Consider the following 12,803-nt stretch of genomic DNA (forward strand, 5'->3'; position numbering starts at 1 on the left):
GGTGCGTCGGGTCAGTCGTGCTCGATCACGGTGTCGGCGAGGACCGGCGCGTCGTCCCGGTCCGCGGCGCCGACCGTCACCTGGACGCGGCCCGGCGTCTCGGTCCACATCCGGATGCGCAGGGTCTCGCCCGGGAAGACCACGCCGGTGAAGCGGGTGGTGTACGAGCGGACGCGGGTGACGTCGCCGCCGAGCACCGTGTCGACGACGGCCTTGAGCGTCATGCCGTAGGTGCACAGCCCGTGCAGGATCGGCCGCTCGAATCCGGCGAGCTTGGCGAACTCGGGGTCCGCGTGCAGCGGGTTCCAGTCTCCGGAGAGCCGGTAGAGCAGGGCCTGGTCCTCGCGGACGGGACGTTCGACGGTGCGGTCCGGTTCGCGGGCGGGCACCTCGAGACGTGTGGAGGGGCCGCGGTCGCCGCCCCAGCCGCCCTCGCCGCGCACGAAGATCTCGGCGTCGCTCGTCCACAGCGGCCCGGCGTCGTCGGCGACCTCGGAACGCAGTACCAGGACGGCCGCCTTGCCCTTGTCGTACACGGCCGCGACACGGGAGGTGGAGACCGCCGTACCGCGGACCGGGATGGGCCGGTGCAGTTCGATCCGCTGGCCGCCGTGCAGGACGTGGGCGAGGTTCACCTCGATGCCGGGGGCGGAGAGGCCACCGACGACGCCCATCCCGGCGCCCGCGACGGTGGCGAAGCTCGGGAGCACGTGCAGCTTCGACTCCAGGGTGTAGCGCAGCTCGTCGGGGTCCGTGGCCGGGCTGCTCCGGTCCGGATTCGCACCGGCGCCCAGACCCAGGTGGTAGAGCTGGATGTCCTTGTGGTCCCAGGAGATCTCGGTGGCACGCGGCTCGGCCGCGACGGCCCTGGCGGCGTCGATGGGCATGGGGCTCCGCTTCTTCGGGTGGGAAGACCTCGGCGCGGCCGTCCGCACCGTCGGCCGCACCGAGGTCGTCGTCGGGCCGGCACGACCGGCTGCTTCCAGGGGTGTCCAGCTAGAACGCGTTCCAGTCCTGCCCGGCGCCCCCATGTATAGCCCAGCGCACGGCACTTGTGAAGGCACCTGACACCGTGTCAGTTATCTGCACCCGGGACATTTGTCCTGCCCGGGTCCGTACAACCGCATCTGCCCGGCGCACCCCGGCCGCTCCTATCGTCGTGACCATGACGAAGACATCCGACACGGGCGCCGCCGGACAGCGGGCCGTGTCCTTCACGGGGGCCGTCAAGTCCTTCGGCGACGTGCGCGCCATCGACGGCATCGACCTGGACATCGAGCGCGGCGAGACCGTCGCCCTGCTGGGCCGCAACGGCGCCGGCAAGTCCACCACCATCTCGCTGCTGCTCGGACTCGACACACCCGACTCCGGGTCGGTGCGGCTGTTCGGCGGCGATCCGGAGCACGCCGTGCGGGCCGGACATGTCGGGGCGATGCTCCAGGAGGGCCGGGCGGTACCGCGGATCACGGTCCGCGAACTGGTGGCCTTCGTCGCCGGCCGCTACCCGAACCCCATGCCGGTCGCGGAGGCGCTGGAACTCGCGGGCATCCCGGACCTGGGCGACCGGCGCGTCGACCGGCTCTCCGGCGGCCAGGCCCAGCGGGTGCGGTTCGCGGTGGCGCTGGCCGGCGACCCGTCGCTGCTGGTGCTCGACGAGCCGACCGCCGCACTCGACGTGGAGGCCCGGCACGCGTTCTGGGCGTCGATGCGCGCGTACGCACGGCGCGGGCACACCGTGCTGTTCTCCACGCACTACCTGGAGGAGGCCGACGACCACGCCGACCGGATCGTGGTCATCGACCACGGCCGGATCGTCGCCGACGGCACCGGCGAGGAACTGCGCCGGTCGGCGGGCGGCAGCCTGGTCTCCTTCGACCTGGCGGGCCACCCGACCGAGGGGCTGACGCTGCTGCCGGGCGTGGTGGCGGTCGAGGTGCGCGGGGACCGGGCCCGGCTGCGCACCGAGGACTCGGACGCCACGGTGATCGCGCTGGCCCGGCTGGGCGCGATACGCCGTCTGGAGGTCGCCCCGGCCTCCCTCGACGACGCCTTCCTGGCCCTGACTTCGCCCGCCGCCGGGCCTTCCGGCGCTTCCGGCGCAACCGCCGCCCCCCGCACTTCCCCCGCCCCCGGCACTTCCGGCGCTTCCGGCGCCTCCGGCACCGAACTGGAGAACGCGTGATGTACGACTACATCCGGCTGGAGATCCGCCGCACCCTTCGCGACACCGGCTTCGTGGTCTTCGGCATCGGCATGCCGGTGCTGATGTACCTGCTGTTCACGAACCTCGGCGGCGGCTCGGCCGGGGAGTGGAAGACCGCGTCGATGGTCGGCATGGCCGCCTACGGTGCGCTGGGTGCGGCGCTCGGCACGGGGACGGGGGTCGCGGAGGACAAGTCGATCGGCTGGCTGCGGCAGCTGCGGATCACCCCCATCGCTCCGCGCACAGTCGTCGTGGGCCGCGCCCTGGCCGGTTCGGTGACGGTGCTCCCGGCGGTCGTCGCGGTGCTGGCCGCGGGCGCCCTGGTCAACGGGGTGCGCCTGGACGGCTGGCAGTGGGCGGCCCTGACGCTGGCGCTGTGGCTCGGCGCGCTGCCGTTCACGCTGCTCGGCCTCGGCAACGGCTACCGGCTGACCGCACAGACCACCGGCGTGGTGAACGTGGCCTGCAACCTGGGCCTCGCCGTGCTCGGCGGCCTGTGGTTCCCGGCGCAGCTCTTCCCGCACTGGTTGCACACGATCTCCGACTACACGCCCACGCACGGCTTCGCCGCCCTGGGCCAGGCCGTGGCGGAGGGCGGCGCACCGGGCGCCGGCACCGTCGCGCTGATCACCGGATGGCTGCTGCTCTTCGGCTCGTACGCTGTGGTCTCGTACCGCCGCGCCGCACGGACCGTGTGACGGCGCACGGCACAGGGGGAGACCACGACGATGTCCGGGAAGATCACGACCACCATCAGGCAGCACGCCGCGGCACGGGCCGCGTGGAAGGCCGACTGGAAGAGGCAGAAAGCGGAAAGGCAGGCGTGCCGCAAGTCCGGGGAACTGCCTCAGGAGCTGGGCCCGCCGAACGGCTACGCCATGCTGCCGTGGCTCCTCATGGGCATGGGCGCCGTTGCCAACATCGTCCAGGGCAAGACCCCGAACCCCTGGGTCGGCGCCCTCGGCCTGCTCGCCTTCAACTCGCTGTACATCACGATCACCTTCCGCTGCTTCGACCGGGCGAAGCGCGAGGCGCCGTCCACCCGGTGGGTGCTCGTCGTCATGTTCGTGATCACCTGCGGTCTCGCCGGCGGCTACGGCGACAGCTGGGTGGCGTTCTTCCCGCTGCTGGCCCTCGCCGTGGGAGCGGTGCTGCGCGGCAAGCGGGAGCTCGGCATCGCGATCAGCGCCCTGAGCGTCGTCGCCGGGGTGATCTCGGGGTGGCGCGACGGCTGGGACTCCATCGGGGTGGCTTACGGGACCTTCATCTCCGGGATGGTGACCGCCTCGATCCTCAGCCTGTCCGAGGCGGTGCGCGAACTGCGCGCCGCCCGTGAGGAGCTGGCGCGCCGCGCCGTCGCGGAGGAGCGGCTGCGCTTCTCGCGGGACCTGCACGATCTGCTCGGCCACACCCTGTCGGTCATCGTGGTGAAGTCGGAGGCCGCGCGCCGGCTCGCCGACCGCGACCTGGCCGCGGCCCTCGGCCAGATCGGCGACATCGAGTCCGTGGGCCGCCAGGCCCTCACCGAGATACGGGAGGCGGTCACCGGCTACCGCGAGGGCAGCCTCGCGACCGAGCTGGACCGGGCCCGCTCCGCCCTCACCGCCGCCCTTATGGAGCCCGTGGTCCGCCAGTCGGGGCCCCCGCTCTCCTCCCGGACGGAGGCGCTGCTCGGCTGGGTGGTCCGGGAGGCGGTCACCAACGCGGTGCGGCACGGCGGCAGCGCGGACCGCTGCGAGATCACCGTCACCGGCGGCGCGGAGCGCGTCCGGCTCACAGTCTCGGACAACGGCCGCGGCGTATCCTCCGTTCCGTCCGTCCACGGTGTCGGCGGTACCGGTCTCAAGGGACTCGCCGAACGCCTCGCGGCGGCCGGCGGCTCCCTGGAGGCGGGCCCGTCGCCCCGCGGCGGGTTCCTGGTGACCGCCGAACTCCCCATGGAGACGGCCGACGTACTGGAGACGGAGCGAACCGCATGATCAGAGTCCTGCTCGCCGAGGACCAGGGCATGATGCGTGGTGCCCTCGCCCTGCTGCTCGGTCTGGAGGAGGACATCGAGGTCGTGGCGCAGGTCGCGACGGGGGACGCGATCGTGCCCACCGCGCTGGACACACGGCCGGACGTCGCGCTCCTCGACATCGAACTCCCGGGCCGCAGCGGCCTCGACGCGGCGGCGGAACTGCGCGACGAGTATCCCGGCTGCCGGGTGCTGATCCTCACCACCTTCGGCCGGCCCGGGTATCTGCGCCGCGCCATGGAGGCCGGGGCGGGCGGGTTCCTCGTCAAGGACGGTCCCGTGGAGGACCTGGCGGCCGCGATCCGCCGGGTCCTCTCCGGGGAGACGGTGATCGACCCGGCCCTCGCGGCCGCGGCCCTCAGCGCCGGCCCGAGCCCGCTGACGCCCCGCGAGTGCGATGTGCTCAAGGCGGCGGTGGACGGCGCCACGGTCGCCGACATCGCCGGCAGGCTCCATCTCTCCGAGTCGACGGTCCGCAACTACCTCTCCTCCGCGATCGGCAAGACCGGCACCCGCAACCGCATGGAGGCGGTACGGGAAGCCCGGCAGCGCGGGTGGCTGTGACGGGAGGCGGGGTGGCCGTGAGCCGCAGCGGACGGCCGCGACGGGGCGCAGGGAGACCATGAGGGCGAGGGGCCGGTAGCACCGGGTCTCGTCGCGCGAGCCCGCGACGCCGCGCAGGCGGCCGTGAGCCGCCCGGGCGCTCGCCATCGGCTCAGTGGGCCCGGACCGTGACTCCCTTCTCCTCGGCGTCGTAGACGCGGATGCGCCGCAACTTCCCGGTGAAGCCCTTCCGATTGTCGTCCTCCGCGAACCAGCGCTCATCGGCGCCGGCCACCTTGGCCAACTCGGGCTCGCGCGTGCCGTCCTGGTACTCGAAGACGACGCGCTTCACCCGCGGCCCCACGTGCCCCACGGTCAGATCGGTCCCCCCGACCTTGATCCCGTACCCCTCGAAGCCCAGGCCGTCGGCGGCGCCCGTCTTGTCCTGGAAGCCCCAGACCGGCACGCCCATGCGGCCGTCGGCGGCGATGGCGACCACGGCGAACCAGCTTCTGCCACGGGCCGGTTCGGGCTCTCCGCTGCGCTCGTCCCACACGCCGTACCCGGTCATCCGCCTCTGCTGCTCGCGCGCCTCGGCCGCGTCCTGGGGCGCGCCCCAGACCTCGACGGACACTTCCGCATTCGTCCCCGTTTCCTCGTCGTAGACCTCGGTGATCGTCGTGCGCTGCGGGATGTACACATGCCGCTCCTGGACCGACCGCCGGTCCGTGGTGACCTGGGACCGCTGGTGGCCGTCCGCCGCGGTCAGCGCCAGCGATCCCGCGGCGCCCGTGATCAGTACGGCCCCGACCGCTCCCAGCGCCCAGCGACGCGCCCTGCGCCGCCGTCCGCCGCGCAGCACCGCCTGATAGGGGGCTATGCCCACCTCGACCTCGTCGGCCGCCTCCGCGAGCCGGACGGCGATGTCGTGGTGTGCCATGTCCTGTTCCCCGGTCATCCGCCTCACTTCTCCCCTCGGCTCGCGACCATCCCGGTCAGCGCGGGTATGGCACGCAGCTTCGCGATCCCCTTCGCCGCGCTGCTCTTCACGGCGCCCACCGAGCACCCCATGGCCTCGGCGGTCTGCCTCTCGCTCAGGTCCTCCCAGTAGCGCAGCACCACCGCTTCCCGCTGGCGCGCCGGAAGTTGGGCCAGTGCGCGCAGCAGCGCGGCCCGGTCGTCGGCCTGCGCGATGCGGTCGCCCCGCTCCGGCCCCTCGGGCATCGGCGGCGCGTCCTGGGCCCACAGGAACTCCTTGAGTTTTCTGCGGTGTCTGCGCGCATGGGCGTTGATCACGATGCGTCGCACATAGGCGTCCGGATCACCGGCGGCGCTGACCTTCCGCCAGGACACGTACACGCGCTCCAGCGAGGACTGCACCAGGTCCTCCGCGGCGTGCTGTTCCCCCGTGAGCAGAAACGCCGTGCGCAACAGCTGGGACCAGCGGCTCACGACGAACGCCCGGAACTCGTCGTCCAGGTCCTGCTTTTGCTCCCCCATGAATACCTCCCTGCATTGAGGAGTCCACGAGGGCCGCGAACCGTTGCCTCCCGTCAGGCACCCGTCCGTGCGGGCCGTGCGGCGCGCGGCAGCCACACCGCCATCAGCAGCACACCGCCGAGCAGGATCCCCGCCCCCCACCGGAACGCCGTCGCGTATCCGGCGGTCAGGGACAGCGGGTCCGTTCCGCCGTGACTGCGGGCCGCGGCCGCGGTGGACAGGACCGCGAGGCCGAGGGCGCCTCCGAGGGTGCGGGAGGTGTTGACGAGGCCGGAGACGAGACCCGCGTCGCCGGGCGCGGCCCCCGAGGTGGCGAGCGAGGCGAGCGGCGTCGCGGCGAGTCCGGCGCCGAGCATCATGAGGATGCCCGGCAGCATGATCCCCGTGACGTACGGGCCGTGGGCGTCCATCGTGGACTGCCAGGCGAAGCCGACGGCGGCGACCAGGGTGCCGCCCGTGGCGACGTTCCGCGCGCCGAGCGGCCGCATCAGGCGCGGGGCGAGCTTGGAGCCGACGACGACCGCGAGGGAGCTGGGGATGAGGGCGAGACCGGCTTCGAGCGGGGTGTAGCCGAGCACGTTCTGCGCGTACAGCGTCATGAAGAACCACATCGAGAACATGCCGCCGCCGCACACGAACATCGCCGCGTTGGCCGCCGCGACCGACCGCAGACGGAACAGCTTCAGCGGCATCAGCGGCGCCCCGGTACGCGCCTCCACGGCGAGGAACGCCAGCAGCAGAAGCGCTCCCGCGGCCAGTGGCAGCAGGGTCGCAGCCGCGGTCCAGCCCTCGGCCTCGGTCTGCACGATGCCGTAGGCGAGGGTCGCGGCGCCTGCCGTGACGAGCACCGCGCCCGGCAGGTCGAGCCGGCGTCCCCCGCCGGCCCGGCTCTCGGGGACCCAGCTGGCGGCACCGGCCAGGACGAGGGCGCCCACCGGAACGTTGATCAGGAGTACCCAGCGCCAGGACAGGCCGTCGGTCAGGGCGCCGCCGACCAGTCCACCCGCGGCGCCGCCCCCCGCGCCGACCGCGGTCCAGGTGGCGATGGCCCGCGCGCGGGCCGCCCCTTCCGGCACCGCCGAGGTGAGGATGGTCAGGGTCGACGGGGCGAGCACCGCGGCGCCCAGGCCCTGTGCGGCGCGTGCGGCGAGGAGCTGCCAGCCCTCCTGGGCGAGCCCGCCGGTGAGCGAGGCGAGCGTGAACAGGCCGAGTCCTATGAGGAACATGCGCTTGCGCCCGTACAGGTCGCCCGCACGGCCGCCCAGCAGCATGAATCCGGCGAAGGCGATCGAGTACGCGTTGACGACCCATTGCAGACCGGTCGCGCTCAGGCCCAGGTCGGTCCGCATGGACGGCAGCGCCACATTGACGACGGACACGTCGAGGACGACGAGGAACTGTCCGGCGCAGGCGGCGGCCACCACGAGCCAGGTGGGTGCGGCGGTGCGGCGGACGGCGCGGACGTGCGACGGGCTCTGCAGCATGGCCGTCATACTCTCAACCGTTCGGTGCCCTCTGCATCGGTATTTCGCCTGCCGTGCCTGCGCCGTGCACACGTTCCGGCCACCGGCGATCCCGCCGCACCCGGCCGTGCCGGCGCACCGCGGTCAGGAGCACCGCGGCCGGGCGTCACCTCATCCGGCGCATCGTGGCCGGGATCACGCCGCCCTGCGCAGCAGCGTCACCACCGCCGCGCCGCCGAGCCCGATGTTGTGCGCGAGTCCGGTCCGCGCGCCCTCGACCTGACGGGCCCCGGCCTCGCCGCGCAGCTGCCAGGTCAGTTCGGCGGCCTGGGCGATACCGGTGGCGCCGAGAGGGTGCCCCTTGGAGATGAGACCCCCGGACGGGTTCACCACCCAGCGGCCGCCGTAGGTCGTCGCGCCGGACTCGACGAGCTTGCCCGACTCGCCCGGCGCACACATGCCGAGCGCCTCGTAGGTCAGCAGTTCGTTGATGGAGAAGCAGTCGTGGAGCTCGACGACGTCGACGTCCTCGATGCCGAGCCCGGACGCCTCGTACACCCGGCGGGCCGCCTCGCGTGACATCGGCTGCCCCACGACGTCGATGCAGGAGCCGGAGGTGAACGACTCCTCGGTGTCGGTCGTCATCGCCTGCGCGGCGATCTCCACGGCCTTCGCCGCCAGGCCCCGCTCGGCCACGAACCGCTCCGAGACGACCACGGCAGCGGCGGCGCCGTCCGATGTCGGTGAGCACTGGAGCTTGGTGAGCGGCCGGTGGACGGTCTTCGCCGCGAGGATCTCGTCGACCGTGTACGGGTCCTGGAACTGGGCGTCGGGGTTGTGCACCGAGTGCCGGTGGTTCTTGGCACCGACCGCCGCGAGCTGGGCCGCGGTCGTGCCGTACCGCTCCATGTGCTCGCGGGCCGCGTCGCCGAAGATCTGCGCCGTGGGCGGGGACGCCTCGAAGCCGTGCCGGGCGGCCATGACGCCGTAGTGCCGGGCCACGGGCGACGTGCTGAAGTCGCCGCCGCCGGCCCCGCCGCCGAGCGCTCCCCGTGCCATCTTCTCGAAGCCCACGGCGAGGACGCAGTCGCTCCCGCCGCCCTCGACGAACTGCCGGGCCAGCATCAGGGCGGTCGAGCCGGTGGCGCAGTTGTTGTTGACGTTGTAGACGGGGACACCGGTCAGGCCCAGTTCGTAGACCGCGCGCTGGCCCGCGGTCGAGGCCTGGAAGCAGTAGCCGACGGGCACCTGCTCCACGTCCTCGTATGCGACCCCGGCATCGGCGAGCGCCCTGCCGCCCGCCTCCCGCACCATGTCCCAGTACTGCCAGTCGCGGGTCTCGGGCTTCTCGAACTTCGTCATCCCGACGCCGACGATGTACGCCTTCATGGTCTCCCGGCCTCCTGCCGCTATCTGACGATGCGTCAGATAGTGACAGGAGGCGCCGCAGGGAGGAAGAGGACGGGGTCAGCGGAAGGCCGCGTGCCCGGTGAGCGCCTGGCCGAGGGCCAGCGTGTGCATCTCGGAGGTGCCCTCGTAGGTGAGGACGGACTCCAGGTTGTTCATGTGCCGGATCACCGGGTACTCCAGCGAGATGCCGTTGGCGCCGAGGATCGTGCGGGCGGTGCGGCAGATCTCGATGGCCTCGCGCACGTTGTTCAGCTTGCCGAAGCTGATCTGCGCCGGGTGGACGCCGTCCGGGCCGTCCTTGAGCGCGGCCAGGTGCAGCGCGGTCAGCGTGGCCTTGTGAAGCTCCAGGGCCATGTCGACGAGCTTCGCCTGCGTGAGCTGGAAGGCGGCGATCGGCCTGCCGAACTGCTCGCGCTGGGCGGCGTAGTCCGCGGCGGCCTGCCAGGCCGAACGGGCCGCGCCCGTCACGCCCCACACGATGCCGTACCGCGCCTCGTTCAGACAGGTCAGCGGCCCGGATACGCCGCGGGCTCCGGGCAGCAGCGCGCTCGCGGGCAGCCGCACGCCGTCCAGCACGAGTTCGCTGGTCACACTGGCCCGCAGCGACATCTTGTGCTTGATCTCGGGCGCCGAGAGGCCGGGCGTGTTCGTGGGCACGACGAAGCCGCGGACGCCGTCCTCGGTGCCTGCCCAGACGACGGCCACATCGGCCACCGACCCGTTGGTGATCCACATCTTGCGTCCGTCGAGTACCCAGTCTCCCCCACCGACACGGCGGGCTCGGGTGCGCATCGAGGCGGGGTCCGAGCCGTGGTCGGGCTCGGTCAGGCCGAAGCAGCCGATGGCCTCGCCCGCCGCCATGCGCGGCAGCCACTCGTTCTTCTGCTCCTCGGTGCCGAAGTGGTGGATCGCGAACATGGCCAGGGAGCCCTGGACGGACACGAAGGACCGCAGACCCGAGTCGCAGGCCTCCAGCTCGCGGCAGGCGACGCCGTAGGCCCGTGCCGACATCCCCGCGCAGCCGTAGCCCTCCAGGTGCATGCCGAGCAGACCCATCTTGCCGAAGTCCCGGGAGAGTTCGCGCAGGGTGGGCATCTCGCCGCGTTCGAACCAGTCGGCGATGTGCGGCTGCACCCGCTCGTCCAGGTACTGCCGGACGGTGTCGCGCACCGCTCGCTCCTCGTCGGTGAGCAGCTGCTCCAGACCCAGGGGGTCGACGGGGTCGAGTGAGGACGGCTTGGCCATGGTCAGGCTCCTTGCGGGTCGTCGGGGTCTTCGTGGTCGTCGGGGTCGCCGAGGTCGCCGGCGTCCGCTGCGACGCCTGCGCCGTCTGCCCGGTCTTCGGGGTGCCGGTTCAGCAGACGGTCGATCTCGGTGTCGGCGTACCCGAGTTCGGCGAGTACGTCACGGCTGTGCTGCCCGAGCACGGGCGGCGCGGTGCGCACGGGCGGCCGCTCGCCTCGGAAGTTCACCGGGAAGGCGACCTGCTCCAGCGGGCCGGCCTCCGGGTGGTCGACCTTCTGGACCATGCCGAGCGCGGCGGTCTGCTCGCAGCCGTACACCTCGTCGAGGGTACGGATGGGGGTGGCGGGCACGCCGGCCGCCTTCAGCAGGGCGCACCAGTGGGCGACGCTGCCGGCGGCGAGGACGCCCTCCAGGGCCGCGTTCAGGGCGGTGCGGTGGTGCACGCGGGCGCTGTTGGTGGCGAACCGCGGGTCGTCGGCCCAGTCGGCGTGGCCGAGTGCCGCGCACAGTCTCCGGAACAGGGCGTCGTTGCCGACGGCGATGACGAAGTGCCCGTCCGCCGCCGGGTAGGCCTGGTAGGGCACGAGGCTGGGGTGCCCGGAGCCGAGCCGGGACGGCCGCTCACCGGTGGCGAACCAGCCGGTGGCCCAGTTGATGTGGAGGGCGAGCTGGGACTCGTACAGCGAGGTCGTGACGTACTGCCCGCGCCCGGTCCGTTCCCGTTCCACGAGCGCGGCGGTGACCCCCACGAGGCCGAACAGGGCGGCGCCGAGGTCGCCCATGGCGTACCCGGCCTTCACCGGCGGCCCGTCGGGCTCGCCGGTCAGCGACATCAGCCCGGCCGAGGCCTGCGCCACCATGTCGTACCCGGGCTCGTCGCGCAGCGGCCCGGTCTCCCCGAAGGCGGAGATGTGCAGCACCACGAGCCGCGGGTACCGCTCGCTGATCTCGCGGTGGTCGAAGGCGCGGGCGAGGGAGCTGCCGGGCCGGAAGTTCTCCACGAGCACATCGGCGCCGGCCAGCATCCGGTGCACGGCCTCCCGGCCCTCGGGCGACTTGAGGTCGAGCGTCACGGAGCGCTTGTTGCGGTTGGCGGCCAGGTAGTACGTCGCGTCGGGCCCGTTGAAGGGCGGGCCCCAGCGGCGCGTCGGGTCTCCCCCCTCGGGGTGCTCGACCTTGATCACATCGGCGCCCAGGTCGGCGAGCGACATCGTCACGTACGGCCCGGCGAGGATCTTGGAGAGGTCGACGACGCGGATGCCGGCGAGCGGTGCGGGCCCCGGCGGTGCGGGCGGTTCGGCGGGAACGGGCACAGGCGGTCCTCGGTTGGGGTCTCCCCGCTCGAACGGCGTCGAGGGCTCGGGGAGGGCTCGTCGATCCGGTAGGGCTTCCCGGTCCGCGCGGCGGTGCGCGGCACCGCCCACTCTGCCCCACCCGATTGGGTGCCGTCCAAGACTGATTACCGGGGTCAGTGAGACAGGATCGCTCCTGGTCCCGTCAGTCGGCCGGGGTCGGCAGGACCTCCTCCGCCACCCGCAGCACCGCCGCCAGCGCGGCGGAGCGGTTGCCGGCGCGCCAGGCCAGCGCGATCGGAAGGACCGGGACGTCGTCGCCGGTGAGGGGACGGAAGACCACGTGCTCCAGGTGGATGCTGCGGGCCGACTCGACGACGACGGCCACGCCGACGCCGGCACCGACCAGGGCGAGCAGGTTGTACGAGTCGGGGGCCTCCTGGACGATGCGGGGCGCGAACCCGGCGTCGTGGCAGGCCTGCACCATGGCCTCGCGCACCGCGGACCCGCGCTGCACGGGGAAGCCGACGATCCGCTCGTGCGCCAGGTCGGCGATGTGCACCTCGGCCCGGTCGGCGAGGGGATGGCTGTCGGGGAGGGCGACGGTGAGGTGTTCCCGGCGGACGACACGGGCCTGGATGCCGCGCCGCACCGGCAGCGCCGCGACGCCCAGGTCGAGGGAGCCGTCCATGATCCGGGCCAGCGCCTCGCCCGTGAAGATCTGCCCCTCCAGGACGAGTTCGATACCGGGCAGCTCCGAGGTGACCGCGCGGGTCAGCACGGGCAGCGCGGAGTATCCGCTCGCGCCGCCGAAGCCGACCGTGACCCGGCCGACCTCGCCGAGGTGGGCCGCCTGCACGCTGCGACGGACCGCGGAGGCCTCGGCGAGCAGGTGACGCGCGGGCTCCAGGAGGGCCCGCCCGGCTGCGGTGAGCCGTACGGAGCGGGTCGTACGGTCGAAGAGCCTGACCCCGAGGTCGCGCTCCAGCAGCTTGATCTGCTGGCTGAGCGGCGACTGGGCCATGTGCAGCCGCTCGGCGGCCCGTCCGAAGTGCAGTTCCTCGGCGACGGCCACGAAACCTGAGAGATGACGCAGTTCCACGGGTCCTGACAATGCCACGGCGACGGGC

Annotated in this window: 12 protein-coding genes; 4 read left to right on the forward strand and 8 right to left on the reverse strand. The window is 72.9% G+C overall.

Annotation, left to right across the window (positions count from 1 at the left end; all coding sequences use genetic code 11):
- Positions 1–11 precede the first annotated feature (11 nt).
- Positions 12–887 (reverse strand): MaoC/PaaZ C-terminal domain-containing protein, encoded by an 876-nt coding sequence (locus ACWCP6_RS01030; protein ID WP_450930184.1) that lies wholly within the window; start codon positions 885–887, stop codon positions 12–14.
- Between the two features lie 278 nt (positions 888–1,165).
- Between ACWCP6_RS01030 and ACWCP6_RS01035 the strand changes: the two genes are divergently transcribed.
- The 4 genes from ACWCP6_RS01035 to ACWCP6_RS01050 are packed head-to-tail and all read left to right on the forward strand — an operon-like array spanning position 1,166 to position 4,784.
- Positions 1,166–2,182, forward strand: a complete 1,017-nt coding sequence (locus ACWCP6_RS01035) for an ABC transporter ATP-binding protein (RefSeq protein WP_450930185.1) — start codon at positions 1,166–1,168, stop codon at positions 2,180–2,182.
- Positions 2,182–2,901, forward strand: coding sequence for an ABC transporter permease (locus ACWCP6_RS01040; RefSeq protein WP_450930186.1), 720 nt, complete (start codon positions 2,182–2,184; stop codon positions 2,899–2,901). The genes ACWCP6_RS01035 and ACWCP6_RS01040 overlap by 1 nt, the downstream gene beginning before the upstream one ends.
- 30 nt (positions 2,902–2,931) lie before the next feature.
- Positions 2,932–4,182 carry a sensor histidine kinase gene (locus ACWCP6_RS01045; protein ID WP_450930187.1) on the forward strand — a complete coding sequence of 417 codons (1,251 nt, stop codon included), beginning with the start codon at positions 2,932–2,934 and terminating at the stop codon, positions 4,180–4,182.
- Positions 4,179–4,784 carry a response regulator gene (locus ACWCP6_RS01050; RefSeq protein WP_450930188.1) on the forward strand — a complete coding sequence of 202 codons (606 nt, stop codon included), beginning with the start codon at positions 4,179–4,181 and terminating at the stop codon, positions 4,782–4,784. Before ACWCP6_RS01045 ends, ACWCP6_RS01050 begins: the two co-directional genes overlap by 4 nt.
- 151 nt (positions 4,785–4,935) lie before the next feature.
- On the opposite strand, the gene ACWCP6_RS01055 is transcribed toward ACWCP6_RS01050, so the two are convergent.
- From ACWCP6_RS01055 to ACWCP6_RS01085, 7 genes are all read right to left on the reverse strand, one after another.
- Entirely contained in the window at positions 4,936–5,721 is a 786-nt protein-coding gene (locus ACWCP6_RS01055; protein WP_450930189.1) for a hypothetical protein, read from the reverse strand.
- A gap of 5 nt (positions 5,722–5,726) precedes the next feature.
- On the reverse strand, positions 5,727–6,263 hold the full coding sequence (locus ACWCP6_RS01060; protein ID WP_450930190.1) for a SigE family RNA polymerase sigma factor: 537 nt from the start codon (positions 6,261–6,263) through the stop codon (positions 5,727–5,729).
- Positions 6,264–6,316: 53 nt separating this feature from the next.
- Complete coding sequence (locus tag ACWCP6_RS01065) at positions 6,317–7,756, reverse strand: MFS transporter (protein ID WP_450930191.1); 1,440 nt, start codon at positions 7,754–7,756, stop codon at positions 6,317–6,319.
- 165 nt (positions 7,757–7,921) lie between these two features.
- Positions 7,922–9,115: a lipid-transfer protein gene (locus tag ACWCP6_RS01070; RefSeq protein ID WP_450930192.1), complete on the reverse strand. Its 1,194-nt coding sequence runs from the start codon at positions 9,113–9,115 to the stop codon at positions 7,922–7,924.
- Positions 9,116–9,193: 78 nt separating this feature from the next.
- Positions 9,194–10,381, reverse strand: a complete 1,188-nt coding sequence (locus tag ACWCP6_RS01075; protein WP_450930193.1) for an acyl-CoA dehydrogenase family protein — start codon at positions 10,379–10,381, stop codon at positions 9,194–9,196.
- A gap of 2 nt (positions 10,382–10,383) precedes the next feature.
- Positions 10,384–11,694, reverse strand: coding sequence for a CaiB/BaiF CoA transferase family protein (locus tag ACWCP6_RS01080; RefSeq protein ID WP_450930194.1), 1,311 nt, complete (start codon positions 11,692–11,694; stop codon positions 10,384–10,386).
- Between the two features lie 184 nt (positions 11,695–11,878).
- A complete protein-coding gene (locus ACWCP6_RS01085) occupies positions 11,879–12,775 on the reverse strand; it encodes a LysR substrate-binding domain-containing protein (protein ID WP_450930195.1) in 897 nt (298 codons plus the stop codon).
- Between the last annotated feature and the right edge of the window lie 28 nt (positions 12,776–12,803).

The organism is Streptomyces sp. NPDC002004 (genome assembly GCF_053593975.1).